The 18,620-nt window shown below is 39.7% G+C and carries 16 protein-coding genes, 3 tRNA genes and 1 pseudogene; 9 read left to right on the plus strand and 11 right to left on the minus strand.

Annotated elements, in window-relative coordinates; translation table 11 throughout:
* Position 1 precedes the first annotated feature (1 nt).
* Both ACQ86H_RS11715 and ACQ86H_RS11720 read left to right on the plus strand, forming a co-directional pair.
* Positions 2–3,016, plus strand: a complete 3,015-nt coding sequence (locus tag ACQ86H_RS11715) for a DNA polymerase III subunit alpha (RefSeq protein ID WP_138821755.1) — start codon at positions 2–4, stop codon at positions 3,014–3,016.
* 621 nt (positions 3,017–3,637) lie between these two features.
* Positions 3,638–4,141 (plus strand): YdeI/OmpD-associated family protein, encoded by a 504-nt coding sequence (locus ACQ86H_RS11720; protein WP_431294952.1) that lies wholly within the window; start codon positions 3,638–3,640, stop codon positions 4,139–4,141.
* A gap of 184 nt (positions 4,142–4,325) precedes the next feature.
* Here ACQ86H_RS11720 and ACQ86H_RS11725 read toward each other — a convergent pair whose 3' ends face one another.
* The 9 genes from ACQ86H_RS11725 to ACQ86H_RS11765 all read right to left on the minus strand — a co-directional run bounded on the left by ACQ86H_RS11725 (position 4,326) and on the right by ACQ86H_RS11765 (position 13,215).
* Complete coding sequence (locus ACQ86H_RS11725) at positions 4,326–5,060, minus strand: polyprenol monophosphomannose synthase (protein ID WP_138821753.1); 735 nt, start codon at positions 5,058–5,060, stop codon at positions 4,326–4,328.
* Positions 5,061–5,548: 488 nt separating this feature from the next.
* Positions 5,549–7,030: a peptide MFS transporter gene (locus tag ACQ86H_RS11730; RefSeq protein ID WP_431294953.1), complete on the minus strand. Its 1,482-nt coding sequence runs from the start codon at positions 7,028–7,030 to the stop codon at positions 5,549–5,551.
* A 64-nt stretch (positions 7,031–7,094) separates the two neighbouring features.
* Positions 7,095–8,558 carry a peptide MFS transporter gene (locus ACQ86H_RS11735; RefSeq protein ID WP_431294954.1) on the minus strand — a complete coding sequence of 488 codons (1,464 nt, stop codon included), beginning with the start codon at positions 8,556–8,558 and terminating at the stop codon, positions 7,095–7,097.
* Positions 8,559–8,825: 267 nt separating this feature from the next.
* Complete coding sequence (locus tag ACQ86H_RS11740; RefSeq protein WP_431294955.1) at positions 8,826–9,722, minus strand: hypothetical protein; 897 nt, start codon at positions 9,720–9,722, stop codon at positions 8,826–8,828.
* Between the two features lie 35 nt (positions 9,723–9,757).
* Positions 9,758–10,933 (minus strand): acetyl-CoA C-acyltransferase, encoded by a 1,176-nt coding sequence (locus tag ACQ86H_RS11745; RefSeq protein WP_431294956.1) that lies wholly within the window; start codon positions 10,931–10,933, stop codon positions 9,758–9,760.
* 730 nt (positions 10,934–11,663) lie between these two features.
* Positions 11,664–11,831 carry an Arc family DNA binding domain-containing protein gene (locus ACQ86H_RS11750; RefSeq protein WP_083488688.1) on the minus strand — a complete coding sequence of 56 codons (168 nt, stop codon included), beginning with the start codon at positions 11,829–11,831 and terminating at the stop codon, positions 11,664–11,666.
* Between the two features lie 181 nt (positions 11,832–12,012).
* Entirely contained in the window at positions 12,013–12,354 is a 342-nt protein-coding gene (locus tag ACQ86H_RS11755; RefSeq protein WP_431294957.1) for a hypothetical protein, read from the minus strand.
* A gap of 4 nt (positions 12,355–12,358) precedes the next feature.
* The gene (locus ACQ86H_RS11760; protein WP_431295382.1) at positions 12,359–13,036 is read right to left on the minus strand and encodes an SPFH domain-containing protein; all 678 of its coding nucleotides are present in this window, start codon (positions 13,034–13,036) and stop codon (positions 12,359–12,361) included.
* On the minus strand, positions 12,970–13,215 hold the full coding sequence (locus ACQ86H_RS11765) for a hypothetical protein (protein ID WP_431294958.1): 246 nt from the start codon (positions 13,213–13,215) through the stop codon (positions 12,970–12,972). The genes ACQ86H_RS11760 and ACQ86H_RS11765 overlap by 67 nt, the downstream gene beginning before the upstream one ends.
* Before the next feature lie 187 nt (positions 13,216–13,402).
* Here ACQ86H_RS11765 and ACQ86H_RS11770 point away from each other — a divergent pair, with 187 nt between their 5' ends.
* The 5 genes from ACQ86H_RS11770 to ACQ86H_RS11790 all read left to right on the plus strand — a co-directional run bounded on the left by ACQ86H_RS11770 (position 13,403) and on the right by ACQ86H_RS11790 (position 15,876).
* Positions 13,403–13,903 (plus strand): hypothetical protein, encoded by a 501-nt coding sequence (locus ACQ86H_RS11770; RefSeq protein ID WP_431294959.1) that lies wholly within the window; start codon positions 13,403–13,405, stop codon positions 13,901–13,903.
* Entirely contained in the window at positions 13,813–15,411 is a 1,599-nt protein-coding gene (locus tag ACQ86H_RS11775; RefSeq protein WP_431294960.1) for an HD family phosphohydrolase, read from the plus strand. Before ACQ86H_RS11770 ends, ACQ86H_RS11775 begins: the two co-directional genes overlap by 91 nt.
* 80 nt (positions 15,412–15,491) lie before the next feature.
* A tRNA-Ser gene (locus ACQ86H_RS11780) sits at positions 15,492–15,578 on the plus strand.
* 100 nt (positions 15,579–15,678) lie between these two features.
* Positions 15,679–15,752 (plus strand) — tRNA-Pro (locus ACQ86H_RS11785).
* Positions 15,753–15,802: 50 nt separating this feature from the next.
* Positions 15,803–15,876: transfer RNA gene (locus tag ACQ86H_RS11790), tRNA-Pro, on the plus strand.
* Positions 15,877–16,221: 345 nt separating this feature from the next.
* Here the strand turns inward: ACQ86H_RS11790 and ACQ86H_RS11795 are convergent.
* Complete coding sequence (locus ACQ86H_RS11795; protein WP_431294961.1) at positions 16,222–16,755, minus strand: DNA/RNA non-specific endonuclease; 534 nt, start codon at positions 16,753–16,755, stop codon at positions 16,222–16,224.
* A 240-nt stretch (positions 16,756–16,995) separates the two neighbouring features.
* Here ACQ86H_RS11795 and ACQ86H_RS11800 point away from each other — a divergent pair.
* Together ACQ86H_RS11800 and ACQ86H_RS11805 are read left to right on the plus strand one after the other, a co-directional pair.
* Positions 16,996–17,389 (plus strand): annotated as a pseudogene (locus tag ACQ86H_RS11800) (IS982 family transposase); the annotation flags it as partial.
* 137 nt (positions 17,390–17,526) lie between these two features.
* A complete protein-coding gene (locus tag ACQ86H_RS11805) occupies positions 17,527–17,820 on the plus strand; it encodes an alpha-ketoglutarate-dependent dioxygenase AlkB (protein ID WP_431294962.1) in 294 nt (97 codons plus the stop codon).
* Between the two features lie 134 nt (positions 17,821–17,954).
* Here the strand turns inward: ACQ86H_RS11805 and ACQ86H_RS11810 are convergent, their stop codons facing one another.
* Positions 17,955–18,617, minus strand: a complete 663-nt coding sequence (locus ACQ86H_RS11810; protein ID WP_431294963.1) for a type 1 glutamine amidotransferase domain-containing protein — start codon at positions 18,615–18,617, stop codon at positions 17,955–17,957.
* Positions 18,618–18,620 lie beyond the last annotated feature (3 nt).

Genomic DNA, 18,620 nt, shown 5'->3' on the forward strand with positions numbered 1-18,620 from the left:
TATGTTTTTGAACGTTCATTCTTCTTACAGCCTGAAATATGGTACGCAGAGTATAGATCAGCTGATTGCTGCTGCACGGCATTTAGGGATCCATCAAATGGTCCTTACCGATATTAACAACTCAACCGGCGCAGTAGAGTTTATTCGCGAGTGTTATAAGCAAGGCATTGCCAAAGAAGCCGACGAAATACACAGGGGCAATATTCCTTATCAGATTAAACCTGTGGCCGGAATCGAATTTAGAACCGATAACAAGTTGTTATACGTAGGCATTGCCAAAAACAGGGAAGGCATGCGTGAGCTGAATGAATTTTTAAGTCACCACAACATCTACAACCTTCCATTGCCAGAGGTTCCGCCCCAAATGGAAAATGTATACATTATTTATCCCTTTCATAAAGCTTTTAATCAAACGTTAAAAGCAAACGAATATATAGGTATCCGTGGAAAACAGCTGAATCTTTTATACAAACATCCGCTTTTGGCCAAAAAAGAAAAACTGCTGGTGTGGCATCCTGTTACGGTAGGAGACAAAATTACTTATCGGTTGCATGAATATTTAAGGGCTATAGAACTCAATACTCTTTTAAGTAAGGTAGTTGAGGAACAAAAATGCAATCCCGATGAATTTCTGATTCCTGAAGCTGAACTTACACAACAGTTTGAGCAATATCCTTTTATTGTTCAAAACACGCAAAAGCTGATCAATAGCTGCGATTTAAGTGTTTATTTCGAAGATACGGCTACACCTTCTTCAAAAAATAAATTTTTTTACACCGAAGAAGGTTTCGAGGGTGATAGAAAAATGCTACGTGAATTGGCCGAAGAAGGACTGAAGTATCGTTATGGAGAGAACAATACCATAGCCATCGAGCGTTTGGAAAAGGAACTGCGGATTATTGAGCTTAAAAATTTCTGTGCCTATTTCCTCATTACCTACGATATAGTACATTATGCAATGTATAAGCGGGGTTTTTATCACGTGGGCCGCGGTTCGGGTGCCAACAGCATTGTAGCCTATTGTTTGCGCATTACCGACGTAGATCCGATTGATCTCGATTTGTATTTCGAACGGTTTTTACATGAAAAACGGACAAGCCCACCAGATTTTGACATCGATTTTTCATGGGATGAAAGAGAAGTAATACAGCGTTATATTTTTGAACGCTATCCTAAATGGCATGTTGCTTTTTTGGGTACCATGAGCACTTTCAAAGACCGGGCAATTATCCGGGAGATTGGTAAGGTTTTAGGTTTACCCAAAGGCGAAATAGATAGTTTTACAGATCCCACCAAAGAGCGTGAAAATTTGCTTAATGCTACTTACCAGAAGCTTTTGGCTGTACACCGCTACATGAAAAGTATGCCTAATCAACGTTCTATCCATGCAGGAGGAATTTTGATTTCTGAAGAACCGATTACCTATTATACCGCATTGGATATGCCGCCAAAAGGTTTTCCAACAGTGCAATGGGATATGTACGAAGCCGAAGCCATTGGTTACGAAAAATTCGATATTTTAAGTCAGCGGGGTATTGGCCACATCCGTGAAGCCGTGCAATTGATCAAGAAGAATAAAGGCAGAGCTATTGATATCCATGATTTTCCAGCCTTTAAAAAAGATCAAAAACTGAACGATATCCTTAAAAAAGGGCAACCCATCGGGTGTTTTTACATCGAATCGCCAGCCATGCGGCAACTGCTTAAAAAGCTGAAATGCGATAACTACCTTACCCTGGTGGCAGCCAGTTCAATCATCCGTCCCGGGGTGGCCAGTTCTGGTATGATGAAATCGTATATTGAGCGTTACCATGCGCCCGATAAAGTGGTGTATCTCTGTGAGGTGATGAAAGAGCGGCTTAGCGAAACTTATGGCGTAATGGTTTATCAGGAAGATGTGATTAAAGTTTGCCATTATTTTGCGGGCTTAGATCTGGCAGATGCCGATATCCTCCGTAAAGCCATGAGCGGTAAATACCGCTCTAAGCTGGCTTTTGATGAACTGGTGAACAAATTTAAGGTTTCGGCCCGGCACCAGGGCCATTCAGAAGAATTGGTTAACGAAGTTTGGCGACAGATTTCTTCTTTTGCCGGTTACAGTTTTTCGAAAGCCCATTCAGCCTCTTTTGCGGTAGAAAGCTATCAGAGTTTGTATCTCAAAACCTATTACCCCATGGAATTTATGGTAGCGGTGCTGAATAACTATGGTGGTTTTTACAGTCGATGGGTTTACGTGCACGAACTGCAAAAAACAGGTGCCAGGGTGCATTTACCCTGTGTTAACCATAGCGATGAAGTAGTGAATATTAAAGGTGACGACGTTTATCTGGGCTTTATTGCTGTTCAGGGTTTAGAAGAAAAAATCATTAAAATTATTCCACAGGAACGTACTGCAAATGGTTTGTATATCGATCTCGAAGATTTTGTAAAGCGGACCTGTATTTCGTTAGAACAGGCCATTATTTTAATCCGGTTGGGTGCATTACGTTTTACCGGCAAAGACCGGAAAACCTTACTTTGGGACGTGCATAATTACCTTGGTTTTAAACAGAAAAAAGTGAACCATGCCGAACTTTTTAAGTTAAGTTATAAAACCTATCAGCTCCCCGCGTTGGCCGATTCGGAATTAGAAAACGCTTATACTGAATTGGAGTTGTTGGGATATCCACTCAATTATAAAATGTTCGATTTTCTGAAAACCCCTTACCGTGGCGATGCCATGGCAGCCGATATGCATAAATATTTGGGTAAAACGGTAAGAATGGTAGGCAATTATGTATGCGAAAAAACGGTACACACCATTAAAAATACAAAAATGTGGTTCGGAACTTTTTTAGATGCAAACGGCGATTTTTTTGATACTACCCATTTTCCTAATACCACACCCATGTATCCTTTTAAAGGAAAAGGCTGTTACCTCATTTTAGGTAAAGTAGTAGAAGATTTTGGCTTCCAAAGCATTGAGGTGTTAAAGTTTGCCAAGTTGGATATCCACATGAACCCGGTGGCAGTTTAAATCGTTTCATCGTCATTGGGAGTTGGCTTTTATGCCACCGAAGCAATCTTACGGTTGCTACAAGCATACGCTTTAAGGTTTGCTTCCCCGAAAAACAGGGGTTGTGCCACGCAATTACGCTCATCCAATTAAGGCCTGTCATTCTGAGTGTAGCAAAGAAACTTTCTTAATGAAATGAGCGTTCAAGTGGTCATCATTTCGAGCGTAACCGGGAAATCTGCTTCATCCCATTCTATTCGAGTCTGTCAATGGTGACAGACTCGAAGGATCTTTTCATAACAAAACTTATATGTTCCTTAAATGCCTTATATGGTCAAAACAATAAAAGTTCCAATCGTTATAACTTTTCAAAATGCATTCTTAACATCATGAGCCGATTAATCTTGCTAATCGGCTCATGATTTGGCTTTTTTTGAGCCGACTATAAGTACGGCGATCGTCATTTCGAGCGCAGCCGAGAAATCTGTTTCACTGAATATAAGATAGAGATCTCTCCATTTCGCGGCGCTTCAGTCGAGATGACGAAATTTCTAAAGTTTACGCTTGTTTCTAACGAGCGCACAAAAAAGGCATAACCATTTAATGGTTTACTTGTTTAAACATAATTTTTATCTTTAAACCATGATCCACCTTAAAGCAGAAATAGAACGTTTCGAAACCATGGGCGAAAAAACCGGCTGGAGTTATGTGTTTATTCCGGCAGCTTTGGCTAATGAAATTAAGCCCGATTGTAAAAAGAGTTTCAGGGTAAAGGGAAAAATAGATGAGCTTGAAGTTTCTGGAATGGCAACTATCCCAATGGGAGAGGGCGATTTTATTATTGCCTTAAAAGGCGAAGTACGTAAAAAACTAAGAAAAGAAGCTGGGGCAAGCGTCGAACTTTATCTGGAAGAAGATAAAAATTTTAAAATCGAAATGCCTGAAGACCTGGAAATCTGCTTATCAGAAGAAGAACATTTAATCCGGAACTTTTTAAAACAACCTAAATCGCATCAAAACTATTATATTAACTGGATTAACCAGGCTAAGACCGAAACCACACGCACCAAAAGAATCGTAATGACGATTAAAGCAATGGATAAGGGGCAGGATTTTGGAGCGATGATCAGGGAGAGTAAGTTGTGAGTTCGGAGTTTTTAGTTTGGAGTTTTACAAAGAGCACAAAGGTCTTGGGGAAATAAGTTAGTTTTTTGTTCTGCAAAAATAACAGGCTTACAATAGCCTCACCCCCCAATTTCTAACCATATGCTTGAGCGATTAGAACAGCTATGCACTTAGCGCTCTCAACTGCAAGCTCCCCGCTCCAAACTTAAGATTCCCTTTTATAACTCCTAAACCAACTCCAAACTTTCATCTGGATTACTCCTAAAAAAGCTTCTCTGAAAATACGGGTGCTCATTTTTGATGTTCCTTCGGTACGATCGGTGAAGATGATGGGAACTTCGACTACTTTAAAGCCAAATTTAATGGCGGTGAATTTCATTTCGATCTGAAACGCATAACCGACAAACTTAATTTTATTTAATGGAATGGTTTCCAGTACAATTTTGCGGTAACATTTAAAGCCTGCTGTAGCATCCTGAATGTTGATTCCAGTAATCATACGCACGTACATTGAAGCAAAATATGACATTAAAACCCTGCCCATTGGCCAGTTTACTACATTTACCCCCTTAACATACCTGGATCCAATGGCTACATCTGCACCATTTACGCAGGCTTCACGTAAGCGCGCCAGATCATCCGGGTTGTGTGAAAAATCGGCATCCATTTCAAATATGTAGGCATAATCGTGTTGTAATGCCCAGTTAAAGCCATAAATATATGCTGTACCCAGGCCTTGTTTACCTGCACGCTCTTCAATAAATAAATGCCCTTCGTATTCTTTTTGCAGTGATTTTACAATTTCAGCAGTTCCATCAGGAGAACCATCATCAATAATTAAAACATGAAAAGGCTGTGTTAAAGAAAAGACCTTCCTAATGATTTTCTCGATGTTTTCCTTCTCGTTGTAGGTGGGAATGATGACTAAACTATCTGACACGTTTGTTGTGGTTTTTTAAATAATATAAGCCTTTGGTCTTTGTATTTGGCAATTGCTTTTAAACTGCGAAAGTAAATATTAAATATGAAACCGTTATGAATTTTCATGAATTCTACGTGATTTGTTCTCCGCGGCCGTCATCCTGAACTTGTTTCAGGATCTGTTTAATGCTGTTATTCCTCAATATATCTTAGACCTTATTGTTTCCCGATGATTTCGCAGATCTACGCAGAATTAGATTTTAAGTCACTGAACCGTTGTTCCTAAACCCGACAGCAGCGGCAGCTCCCGATTGAAAAGAGGGACTATAGCGAATGGCGGGACAGCAGGCCTCTAAGAACGACTGTCCGCTCATTTTCAAATCTTAAAGTATATGCCCATTTCTTCTTAAAACACTTGTCGACAGTCTGAGTGTAACCGAAGACTCCTCCTTTTATACCTTTATAATAAAAAAGATTCTTCACTGCGTTCAGAATGACAAAGAACTATTACCTCACCTCCTGCATTAACTTTTTAACCAGCTGTGAAAAAATAATCAATGCCAAACCTGCAATTAAAGAATATAACGCCAATGCTTTGTAACCTTCGGTATAAGCCATTAATTTAGTTGGTAGTGAAGCATTATCTATACTCGACATTTCTGCACCCAGTTTTCCGGCAGCCAATTGCCCAAAAGCACTGGATAAAAACCAAAGCCCCATCATCATGCCGAACATTTTCTTTGGCGATAGTTTCGTAATAATCGACATACCTATCGGCCCCAGACAAAGTTCGCCTAACGTTAATAATAAATAGGCTATTGTAAATACATTTAACGAACTAATGCCCTGTGCATTGGCAAAGAACCTGGTGGCGTAAAATACATAAAAGCTTAAAGCCAGTAGAAGGAAACCAATTCCAAATTTTACCACGGTGTTGGGTTCAATTTTACGCTTGTAGAGGCCTAGCCATAAAATACCTACAATTGGGCTAAAAACAATAACAAAAAACGAGTTAACACTATTGTTCACCACATTGGGGTCGATATTAAAAAAGAGAATTTTATGATCGAGATTATCTTTCGCAAATAAAGATAGCGAACCGCCACTCTGCTCCGATATGGCCATAAAAATGAAGTAACAGAAGATAAAAACGAACGCTGCCAATAATTTATATTGTGCTTTTTTATCTTTTATTTTAAAGGTTTCGTATAGGAAATAAACCAGGGCAACAACACCTATGGTGTACATGAAATAATCAGTAAAGGCCGTGTTTTTTACCATGATATAAATCAATGGAATACAAAGTATCGAACCCGCATAAACGACTATTTCCCATAACTGCTGTTTTGATTTTTTAAGATGCAGCAACGGTGAGCTCCCGATCGGGCCTAAGTGTTTTTTGGTGAAAATAAATGTACCCAAACCAAACATCATTACCAGTGCGGCAGATAAAAAACACAAATGCCAGTTGTAATATTTACCCAGATAAATACACATGGCACCACCCAGTAAGCCACCTACATTAATACCGGCATAAAAAAGTCCGTATCCTGCATCTCTGCGGTTATCTTTCTCATGGTATAATTCGCCAACCATTGATGAAACATTGGGTTTAAAAAAACCGGTTCCGATAATAGATAGAGTAATACCGATATAAAATAAATCGTGTGGAGAGAAAGCCAGGATTAAGTTTCCGATGATCATTAGAGTTCCGCCCCAAAAAAGAGATTTTCTGAATCCTAAAATCTTATCGGCAAAAATACCACCTATAAAAGTGAAAGCATAAACAAAGGCTTGTATAGCGCCGTACTGCAGGTTCGATTTCTGGTCGCTTAAACCCAGTTGTTCTACCATAAAGAAAGCCAATACCCCGCGCATTCCGTAAAAGCAGAAACGCTCCCACATTTCTACCAACGATAAATGCCAGAGTTGTTTCGGGTATTTTCCTTCAAAATTCTGAATCTCTTCTATTGAAACTGTTTTTTCCATTAAATAGGTTTAAAAATTAAAAGCCCGATGGATATCGGGCTTTAGGGTAAAAGTATTTTTTTTATTAGTGAACACCGTGCATCCATTTGCGCAGAATAGGACTTATGGCAAATATAATTAAACCTGCTACAATTGGTATTATGGTGAATATTAAGAAGAAAGTGGAAATTGAATAAGCGGCACTTATTTTGTCAATTAATGATCCTGTAGCTCCGGCCAGGTAGTTACCGATGGCAGTACAGGTAAAAAATACACCAAACATTAAACCCACAAGGTTTGAAGGTGCAAGCTTACTTACATAGGATAGTCCAACAGGAGAGATACATAACTCGCCAACAGTATGGAAGAAATAAGCAAAAATTAACCAGAATAAACTTACTTCTGCAGAAGTAGCACCTTGTGGAATAGACGAGCCACCATAAGCTAAGCCTGCAAAACCAATACCTACAAAAATTAAACCGAAGCCAAATTTTACAGGCCTGCTTGGGTTAAATTTGGTTTCCCAAATTTTAGAAACAATAGGGGCCAGCGATACGATAAAGAATGAGTTTAATACACTAAACCAGGAAGCCGGAACTTCGGTACTTACCGAGCCCATTTCTCTGCTTACTTTCCAGATGGCTAATACCCAGATAATGGCAAAACTCAATAACGTAAATAAAATAGTTGCCGGATACTTTTTGAAAATTTTGCCTGCTAATGAAAACAGCACAAAAGTTACGGCTACCAATGGAAATATGGTTAGGATGGCATCGACCCATTTAAAGGTTGTAGCTGCTCCTCCTGTTAAGTTTCTTAAGGTATAATCTTTGGCAAAAATTGTCATCGATCCGCCTGCCTGTTCGAATACCATCCAGAAGAAAATGGTAAAAATAGACAAAATGGCGATTACCCATAAGCGTTGACTTCTAACTTTTTTAGGAATTTCTTCTACCGTTGGATCTGCCTTTTCTACGGCTTTAGTTTTATCAACTGCCGAACCGATTACACCAAATATTTTTTGCCCGAAATAAAACTGGAGCATTCCAAAAAGCATAAATACGCCAGCTAAGCCGAAACCATAATGCCAGCCTACTTTTTCGCCGATATAACCGCACATTAACATACCTATAAATGCACCGGAATTGATACCCATGTAAAATATGGCATAAGCACTATCTTTTTTATCGCTGATTGGAGGATAAAGTTTACCTACAATTGATGAGATGTTTGGTTTGAAAAATCCGTTACCAATAATAAGCAAGAGCAAGCCAGCATAGAAAAAGTTGTTGCTAAAGCCCTCTAAAGCCATAGCGGCATGACCAAGGGTCATAATAAAAGCACCGATGATAACCGCTTTTCTGTAACCGGTAAATCTATCGGCAATTAAACCACCAAGTATTGGTGTAAAATATACTAAACCGGTATAAATAGCATAAAGCTGTAAGGCTTCCGGCCGTAGCCAACCCCAACCGTTTTTGCTCAGATCGCTAATCAGGAACAAAACCAAAATGGCCCGCATTCCGTAATAACTAAATCTCTCCCACATTTCAGTAAAAAGAGTACAAAAAGGCCAACCGGGTGGCTAAATAATTTTTCAGGAGAGACCCCTTGACTGGTTAAGTGGAGATCTAGTTCCTTATCATGGTCAATACTAATGGTTTCATTAGATGTTTGCATAAAACATTTGTTGGTTTTAGTTTATGAATTCAGAATTTGTGTGTTGTTTAAGCTAGTTAGCAGGGCGCAATATAGTGAGCGATTGCCAAACTCACAAATTTTTAAGTAAGGAGTAAGGTAAATGGTTTGTTAGGAATTAAAACTTTCTGATGGGTTTAACATTTTTCTTTGGGTCTGCATAAAACTCATCACTCGAATTTGGATCATTGTTAAGCGTAATATCTTCTTGCAATTTCAGCCTTCCACCGATAATTTTAAAACCATCAAAAGTGCCGTCTGATCCATAAAATTCAAATTTTCCCTTTACTTCAGGATTAAAGGAAGCAAGATGGTCAAATACAATCATTCCTGCTTTCAGATCGGTTTTTAAAGTCATCGCATTTGATTTTGCATACTCAAATATGATCCTGTTTTTCCCTTTTAATTCTTTGCCGTCAAAAACAGGCGCACCAAAGGTGAGTTTATCTTTATCGAAAGAAAGGATATCGATTACCTTTTTAGTGGTTATTTGTGTATTACCTTTCCAGCCTAAAAGAACATAATAGGGCAATCGGTTTCCGCTATTAACCGGAATGACTTCGTAATACCTGGCACCGAACCATTTCTGATTACTGGTAATGCCGTTGGCATCGCCAAGATTATCGGTTTGATCAATCAAGGGATAAAGTTTCAACGGGCCGCTTTTTGTATTCATCTGGATGGCACCATAATAGCGGTATGTACCGTTTTCGAGCAGTATGTACCAACTCAAAATCCTAAAAGCCTGATCTGGTGATTTAATTACAGATACATTTTTAAGCGAATCGAAAGGGTAGGAAAAAGAATTGGAGACTTTTAAAGCATCAACCAATGTTTTTACAAAATTGCCGTTTATTTCTAATTTTTGAGCATCACTTTGCGCAGCAACAACCCTTGCAGATATTTTAATCAGTGTATCCTGGAAAACATTTAAAGTATTTGGTGATTGCTGTGCTTTTAGATTAAAGCTTAGCGTTCCAATGATTAAAAGGATGTAAAATCGGATAACTTTCATACGATCAGATGCAAAAAACGCTGCAAAACCAAAGATTATAATTTCTCGATAACGAGGGCACTTGCGCCACCACCACCGTTACAGATTCCGGCTACACCGATTTTTCCGTTATTTTGTGCCAAAACAGAAAGTAAGGTAACTACAATCCGGGCACCTGATGCGCCAAGTGGGTGACCTAAGGAAACGGCACCACCATTAACGTTAACCTGACTCTCGTTTAACTTTAAAAGTTGATTATTAGCGATAGAAACTACAGAAAATGCTTCGTTGATCTCAAAAAAATCTACGTCCTCTGCATTTACATTGGCTTTGTGTAAAGCTAATGGGATTGCTTTTGCTGGTGCAGTGGTAAACCATTCTGGTGCTTGTTGCGCATCAGCATAGCCCAAAATTTTAGCTAAAGGCGTTAAGCCTAATTCTTTTGCTTTATCAGCGCTCATTAAAACCAATGCCGCTGCACCATCATTTAAAGTTGATGCGTTTGCAGCTGTTACGGTTCCATCTTTTTTGAAAACAGGTTTTAATGAAGATATTTTATCAAATTTAACAGCTGTGGGCTCATCGTCGGTATCAACCAAAGTGATTTCTCCTTTACGGTCTTTAACCTCTATTGCTATAATTTCATTGGCAAATTTACCTGATGTTTGTGCGGCTTGCGCTCTTTTGTACGATTCGATAGCGAAATTATCCTGTTCCTCGCGACTGATGTGGCATTCGGTAGCGCAAAGTTCGGCTGCAGAACCCATGTGGTAATCGTTGTAAACATCCCAAAGGCCATCTTTTACTAAACCATCTGTAATTTGTCCGTGGCCCAGGCGATAACCGTTCCTTGCCTTATCAAGGTAATAGGGAACATTACTCATACTTTCCATGCCGCCGGCAACAATAATTTCATTATCGCCATTTGCAATACTTTGTGCGGCAAGCATGATTGCTTTTGTGCCCGAAGCACATACTTTATTTATGGTTGTAGCAGGCAAATCTGGTAATCCGGCAAATTTTGCAGCCTGTGTAGCAGGTGCTTGTCCGAGGTTAGCCGATAAAACATTGCCCATATATACTTCCTGGATCTGTTCTGGTTTTAGTCCGGCTTTTTCAATGACTGCTTTAATGGCAAAACCACCGAGTTGAGTAGCAGAAAATTGAGCTAATGAGCCTCCAAAACTGCCAATAGGTGTTCTCACAGCTGATACAATTACAACTTCTTTCATGTAAACTAATTTTTATGAATTTTTGGTTAGGCCGCTAAGTTAGTCAAACCACGCAGGTTTCCAAAACCTATGAGGTTTAAAAATAACGTTTAAGGAATGATTTTAGCGCATTTGAAAATAATAAGTTTTTAGTAGGTTTTGGAAAGGTAATGCAGTGTTTCTTAGAGTTAGTTCGGTCCTGCTCTTTGCTATAGCCCTCATGTTTCGGGGCTGCCGCTGCCATCAGGTTTAGATTACCTGGGCCGGTGCTGCTTGGGCAGAAATAAAAACCTCGCAGGTTTCCAAAACCTGCGAGGTTTAAAAATACGTTATAGAGAATGATTTTAGCGCATTTGAAATAATAAGTTTTAATGGGTTTTGGAAAGGTGCTGTAGTGTTTCTTGGGGATTGGTTTAGTCCTGCTATTCGCTGTAGCCCTCATGCTTCGGGGCTGCCGCTGCCATCAGGTTTAGGTTGCTTGGGGCGGTGCTGCTTAGGGAGCAGTAGAAACCTATCAGGTTTTAAAAACCTGATAGGTTTAATTTAAAACGGGGTGGTTAGCGTTAGGGATTGTAAGGGTTCAGTACCGATTAAGCATCTGTTTTTATTTAATTACGGTATGCTTGCTTGTTTCACAGGTCTTCATCGGTACCGGAGCGCAGCGCAGCCCTGAAAAAGCCCGACCCTTGCGTAGCTTGGGTAACGCCCAAATCAGTTTAGCAGTTAACAATTGGCAGTTAACAATTTACAGTTATTCCTCTTTCGCCTTGCCTTTCTTTCTTGATTTTAATGCCTGCGTAAGTAGAAACTCAATCTGCCCGTTCGTACTTCTAAACTCATCGGCAGCCCAGGTTTCTACTTCTTTTAATAAAGCAGGACTAATTCTTAATACAAAAGCTTTTTTATCTTTCTCCGCCATTCTTATTGTATTGCTTGTATATTATATCTCGTTTTTAAATTAATCAAAAACATCTCCAGATCCTCTATTTTGTTAGAACTGAACAAGAGCTTTTTGCCGTTTTTAAATTCCAGTTGCAATCCCCTGTTTTTATCGTTTAATAAATAAGCCTTATCTTTAAATTTAAACCAGAGCCGGTTTTTTACGCCGTAGCCCCCGTATTCGGAAAATGCATCGTACTTTCTGATGTAAGCTTTTTCAATACGCTCCCAACGGAAATGACTTGATGTAAAGTGAAGGGGGGATACCGGAAAGAAACCTCTTCAGCTGTTATCTTTAGGGTGAGCTTATGCTGTTGCACTAAAAAAATGATTAAAAACGGAGATACAAGCGCAAAAACCGGGGCGAAGTACATTTCTTTAAGTTCAGCTAAACTTAAGCCGTTATGCTGAAAAATAAGTAGGGCCGCTGTTGGAAATATAGTGGCTGCTGTAACCAGATAGAGCCACCAGATCTTCAATCCATGTTTTTCTTCAAATTCCATTAGCTTAATTATATAAGGTTCCGGTGTTTACTACAGGTTGTACATGGCGATCTCCGCATAAAACCACCAATAAATTGCTTACCATGGCTGCTTTACGCTCTTCATCCAGCTCAACAATGCCTTTTTGCGATAATTTCTCTAATGCCATTTCTACCATACCTACGGCGCCTTCAACAATTAATTTACGGGCTGCAATTACTGCTGTGGCCTGTTGGCGCTGTAACATGGCGCTGGCAATTTCTGGTGCATAAGCCAAATGCGAAATCCTGGCCTCTAAAACTTCAATGCCTGCGCGGGATAAACGTTCGTTCAGCTCGTTTTCTAAAAGTTCACTTACTTTTTCAGCTCCATCTTTTAAGGTAATACTGGTTTCTTCCCCTTCAGCATGGTCATATGGGAAGATATTGGCTAAATGCCTTACAGCAGCTTCACTCTGGATGTTTACATATTGCATGTAGTTTTCTACAGAGAAAACGGCTTTGGCAGTTTCGTTTACTTTCCAAACCACCACAGCGGCAATTTCGATGGGGTTGCCCAGTTTATCGTTAACCTTTAACTGTTGCCCGTTTAAATTGTTGGCTTTTAACGATAAGCGTCTTTTTGTGGTTAAGGGATTTACCCAAAAAAACCGTCGGCCTTTACCGTACCGATATATTTTCCGAACAAGGTAAGTACCATCGATTGGTTGGGGTTAATGATTAAAAAGCCCGGAAATAGTAAAAATATATCTATGGCTAATAAAATTCCTCCCCAGAGAAAAATTTCTGAAACAAAACAGAAAATGGAAGCAGCCAGCAACAATATGCTTACTGCGAATGTTAAATAGCCAGATGGCGGATTGATAATTTTTTCTTGATACATAATTGATATTAATTTGATATCATAAAATAAAATATAAAATCTGGTAATTGCAAACAAAACCTGTAAAATGTATATTAGATAAAAATGCTATTTTTGACAGTACAATAATTAAATCGTTTTGGCTAAAATCAAGAGAAATTCACACAAGATTCTTTACCGGAAATATTCATCAAACCTAAAATATGTGATGATGATATTTACCGTTTTCATTATTACGTTATTCCTGCCCAAACAACCCCGGTTTAGATATGAGTTCGAAAAAAATGCAGTATGGAAAAACAAGGATCTGATTTCGCCTTTCAGTTTTGCTATTTTAAAAACCAACCCGCAGGTTAGTGCAGATAAAAAAAATGCCTTAAAAGATATTTTACCCGTTTACCAGTTGGATAATGGCATTACTGCAAATGCATTGGAAGAGTTTGCCAATGAATTTGATGTGAAATGGAAATCAAAACAACTTAACGAAAAAGATAAGGATGTATATAAAAGTGCTGCCTATAAATTGCTGCAGCGTATTTACCAGAGAGGAATTATCGGCTTAAATGTGAAACACCAGGCGGGGGTAAAAACTACGACTTTTCTTTGCTTGAAAATAATGTGTCACAGGAGAAAAATACGCAGGATGTTTTTACTGCAGAATCTGCCCTGCTGTTTTTTAAAGATAATTTTAAGGCCCCTAATCAGGTAATGGGCGATTTGGTGGCAAACCTCGCCATTGATCATATCGCTCCAAATATCGTATTTGATGAGCGGCTGACGCAAACTATACAAGATAATACAGTTAATAATATCTCCACTACAAAAGGGATGGTGCAAAAAGGGGAACTGATTGTAGCCAAGAATGATGTTATTGACGAAGAAATTTATCAGAAACTGGAATCCTACAAAGCTACTTACGATGCACAAACCAAAACTATTGGCAGCAGGGCATTGGTTTACCTGGGGCAGGTGATATTGGTTGGCTTTATAGTGGCTATTTTAATGTCATTCCTTTTTCTTTTCCGGAAGGATATTTTTGCGGATAACCGTCAGCTTTCGTTAATCCTCATTGTAACTACAGGAATGTTGCTTGCTTTAACCTGGGCTATTAAGATGGAGATCCCAAGTTTGTACTACATTCCGTTCTGCGTGGTGCCTATTATCATCAGGATACTGTTTGATACGCGTTTGGCACTTTACCTCCACATGCTGGTGATTTTAATTGCAGGTTTCTTTGTGGCCAATAGTTTCGAATTTGTATTTTATCAGGTTACTGCGGGTATGGTTGCCATATTTAGCATAAAAAACTTTGTTAAACGCGAAAGGTTCCTAGTTTCGGCCTTATTTATTCTGCTGGCTTATTTTGTTTCTTTTATAGGCATTGCCTTACTCCGCGAAGGGTCTTTCCGCGAAATAGAATGGTTGAATTTTATTCCTTTTGTTTTTAGTGTACTTTTATCGCTTTTGGCTTATCCGTTAATTTACCTGTTTGAACGTATTTTTGGTATCACTTCGGATGTGGCCTTAATTGAGTTGACCAATACCAATAATAAACTGTTAAGAGAGCTTGCCTTTAAAGCGCCTGGAACCTTTCAGCACTCTTTACAGGTGGCCAACCTTGCTGAAGCTGCGATATTTAAAATTGGTGGTAATTCTGTGCTGGTAAGGGCAGGAGCCTTATACCACGATATTGGTAAGGTAGACAATCCACAGTATTTTATTGAAAACCAAAATACGGCTGTGAGTCCACATGATAAATTACCTTATGAGCAAAGTGCGCAGATCATTATTCAGCATGTGCATAAAGGAATTGAAATTTTAAGAAAGAACCAGATTCCTGAAGCGATCATCGATTTTATCAGAACACATCATGGAAATACCCGGGTCGATTATTTTTATCAATCGTTTTTGAAAAATACACCCGAAAAATTTGTCGACGAAAACATATTTCGCTACCCCGGACCAATACCTTTTAGCAAAGAAACGGGTGTGTTAATGTTAGCCGATTCGGTTGAAGCTGCCTCAAGAAGTCTGAAAAATCCCGATGCACAAAACATAAATGACATCGTTGAACGTATAATTAACTACAAATTGGAGCAAAATCAGTTAGATGACTGCGATTTGACGTTAAAAGATATTGAGACTATCAAATTGATATTCAAGACGATGCTGATGAGCATCTATCATGTGCGTATAGATTATCAACAAATTTTGTAATTTTTTTTGTTGGATAACTTGTTTTACTATATTTGCAGACCTCAAAACAACGCCGGTAGGGCAGAAAAGAGAGGTTTGAAGGAGAGGTGCCTGAGTGGCCGAAAGGAACAGTTTGCTAAACTGTCGTACTGGTAACGGTACCGCGGGTTCGAATCCCGCCCTCTCCGCAAAGAATAAAAATTTGCAAATAAAAATGGAATTGTCAATTTAAATCCGTTACTTTGCAATCCCTTCGAAAAAGGGAAATAAAAAAGAAGATACCAAGTTCGGGATGTAGCGTAGCCCGGTATCGCGCCTGCTTTGGGAGCAGGAGGTCGTAGGTTCGAATCCTGCCATCCCGACAAAAAGTTGATCCACTTTTAAAACAGGATTAAAAGATCGATACCAAGTTCGGGATGTAGCGTAGCCCGGTATCGCGCCTGCTTTGGGAGCAGGAGGTCGTAGGTTCGAATCCTGCCATCCCGACAAACACAGTACAAACTGTATCAATAACCCTCTAAATTGTTCATTTAGGGGTTTCGTTTTTTTATTGGGTTTATAATGGGGTAATGAATATCAACCATTTTTAACCCAAATCTGCACCCAGATTTTCTTCTTAATATTGTCTTTCAACGAAAGATGAAATTTTATTGCAATTGTTTTTTATTGGACAAAAGAACCTAATCTTAACCGTTTTTACCGGTTTTTTGGGTGCAGATTTGGGTAAAAAAATAGGAGAAGGTTTTATGAAATCTAACCACAGTTTTAGCGTCAATTTCTTCATTAGAAGGGACAGGGAGGCCTTTGGGAAAGCCCCATTATCAGTTAGAATTACTGTCGATGGAAGGGCTGTTTTTTTGCTACAAAAAGACCGTTGAAAATTGCTGATTCTATAGCATCAACACTTGTACGGTATGTTTTCCAGTTGGTATTTAAGCCGTTTGTATTAGGCATGTTTACCGAAATAACACGGGTAGATGAAGTAATCCGGTTTAAATAGTCATTACCGTTTGCCAATACCACAATTATTTTCCAGGTATTGGATGGAACATTAACTCGACCGTTATCAATGGTATAGGTAATCCCTCCATTACTACCCGTGCCGCCAGAACCATAAGAACCGCAGATGATGTAAACTTCATTTCCTGATGTAACCAGTAAACGGGCATAATTTTCAAGGTCAGCCCATGGCCCCTGGTTATTATTTGGTGCCTGTGGCATCATGTTGCTCATTAAAAAAGTAGAAGAGTTAGCGGCTACTGATGCTGTTCTATCAGCAGAAGGACAATTATGGCCACGATCGAAACCTAAATACAATACCCCCGAAAGAAGTTCGGTAATTGTATCCAGTATATTGTTATACATGCAGATGGAATAGGTATGTTTACTATTTACTGCTCCTAAATTATTAAATATGCATGCAAACTATGCTAATAACGGATTATCATAGTGTTAATTTTTATACCTATTTAACTAAAAATGAATCTATTTAACGTGAGTTCGTGATAAGGCTGATTGAGATCTATAAAGTATGTAATTATCTGAATATCAATAATTAATCGTAAAATTTTGTATTTAAGTGTCTAATTTAAAGAACAACATTATATGCTTGCTCCTGATAAAATTATTGAAATTTTCGTTAAGGTGGATGACTACTGTAGAGAATAGGAGTCCGAAATAAGTAAATACCAACTTGATGCAGGTAATTGCAAGATACGAAACAGAAAAGTGTCGCTTGCTGATAGTGAGATCATCACGATACTGATCGCCTTTCACAGCGGCCATTTTACTCTTTTATATTGGTCATATCTGCGCCTATTACAAGGATTGCTTTCCTGGCCTGGTGTCTTATAATCGTTTTGTCGAGCTACAACAAGGAATAGATGTGCCTATGGTGCTGTTCCTTAAACGGGATTGCCTTGGGAGATCCCGGGGCATCAATTTTATAGATTCCATATATATAAAAGTGTGCCACAACTGGCGTATCCATAACCATAAGGAGGCTTTCTGCATGGTACGGGGATCCTGAGGGAATGGACTATAATGCCCTCGGGAAATCCACACCTTTGCCCTGGACAGCTGAACTTTTGAAACTGAAAGCTTCGGTAGAAGCAACAGCAGGGATCAGCTTTAATAGTGCTGCTAAATTATTACCGGGATGGACAGGATTCGATTGCCTGGCATAGTGACAACGAAACGGTGATGGGTTCACACCCCGTTATCGCATCTGTGTCTTTTGGACAGGTAAGGGGCTTTGATATCCGGCGTAAAACTGATCACGCTGAAAAATATACCCTAAGGCTTGAACATGGTTCGCTGCTCCTGATGAAAGGAGACCTGCAGACCAAATGGGACCATAGGATTGCAAAATCAACAAGACCGATGGGGACAAGTGTCAATCTGACATTTAGAAAAATCATTGGGACTTAAAATTCATATCTAATACCACTAGCCCATCTCTACCATAAATCAATTCATCCGAAAACGGATAAAACAGCAAAGGCACCGTCTGGGCGATGCCTTTACCATTATTCAGGTACTGATCTCTTAGTCCAGCAGTTCAATTAACGCCTTTGCCGTAGGTCCGGCCGATAGGGGTTTTGCCCCGTCACCAGCAGGCCGTCTACTTCCACATGGGAAAGAAAAGGCACCAGTGCCGTTTTCACCTCCGCGCCGAGCTTGCCCAGCGTCTCTTCGAGCAGATAGGGCACATTGCCCGCTCTGCCCACCAGCTTTTCTTCCATATCACTAAAGGCCGCAACACGTTTGCCCCTTAAAAATCCCGGCCGCTGACCTTCCGCGCTGAGCAGCGCCGCAGGTCCATGGCACACCAGTCCCACCGGTTTGCCCGCATCCAGAAAGTCCAGGATCAACAGGCCACTGTCATTATCCCTGGCCAGATCCCAGATCGGGCCATGGCCGCCCGGATAAAACAGTGCGTCATATTCCGATGCCGAAAGCTGGTTCAGTGGCACAGTATGGGAAAAAGCATGTTTGGCCACCTCGTCATCCAAAAAGCGGCGGTTGGATCCCGAAATATGTTCGGTCAGCTCGCTCATTGGATCTACCGGCGGCCTGCCTCCCTTAGGGCTGGTCAGGGAAACTGAATAGCCCGCATCAATAAATTCATAATAGGGGTCGGTAAACTCACCTAGCCATACGCCCGTCTTGCCGTCCGTATTTTCCATCTCACTGTGAGAGGAAAGCACCATCAATATCTTTTTCATTTC

This window comes from Pedobacter sp. P26 (assembly GCF_050632135.1).
Taxonomy (GTDB): Bacteria; Bacteroidota; Bacteroidia; order Sphingobacteriales; family Sphingobacteriaceae; genus Pedobacter.

Coding starts and splice junctions, on each gene's coding strand:
- ACQ86H_RS11715 (WP_138821755.1), top strand. CDS start 2: ATGTTTTTGAACGTTCATTCTTCTTACAGCCTGAAATATGGTACGCAG.
- ACQ86H_RS11745 (WP_431294956.1), bottom strand. CDS start 10,933: ATGAAAGAAGTTGTAATTGTATCAGCTGTGAGAACACCTATTGGCAGT.
- ACQ86H_RS11720 (WP_431294952.1), top strand. CDS start 3,638: ATGATCCACCTTAAAGCAGAAATAGAACGTTTCGAAACCATGGGCGAA.
- ACQ86H_RS11755 (WP_431294957.1), bottom strand. CDS start 12,354: ATGGAATTTGAAGAAAAACATGGATTGAAGATCTGGTGGCTCTATCTG.
- ACQ86H_RS11740 (WP_431294955.1), bottom strand. CDS start 9,722: ATGAAAGTTATCCGATTTTACATCCTTTTAATCATTGGAACGCTAAGC.
- ACQ86H_RS11795 (WP_431294961.1), bottom strand. CDS start 16,755: ATGTATAACAATATACTGGATACAATTACCGAACTTCTTTCGGGGGTA.
- ACQ86H_RS11735 (WP_431294954.1), bottom strand. CDS start 8,558: ATGTGGGAGAGATTTAGTTATTACGGAATGCGGGCCATTTTGGTTTTG.
- ACQ86H_RS11765 (WP_431294958.1), bottom strand. CDS start 13,215: ATGTATCAAGAAAAAATTATCAATCCGCCATCTGGCTATTTAACATTC.
- ACQ86H_RS11770 (WP_431294959.1), top strand. CDS start 13,403: ATGATGATATTTACCGTTTTCATTATTACGTTATTCCTGCCCAAACAA.
- ACQ86H_RS11810 (WP_431294963.1), bottom strand. CDS start 18,617: ATGAAAAAGATATTGATGGTGCTTTCCTCTCACAGTGAGATGGAAAAT.
- ACQ86H_RS11730 (WP_431294953.1), bottom strand. CDS start 7,030: ATGGAAAAAACAGTTTCAATAGAAGAGATTCAGAATTTTGAAGGAAAA.
- ACQ86H_RS11750 (WP_083488688.1), bottom strand. CDS start 11,831: ATGGCGGAGAAAGATAAAAAAGCTTTTGTATTAAGAATTAGTCCTGCT.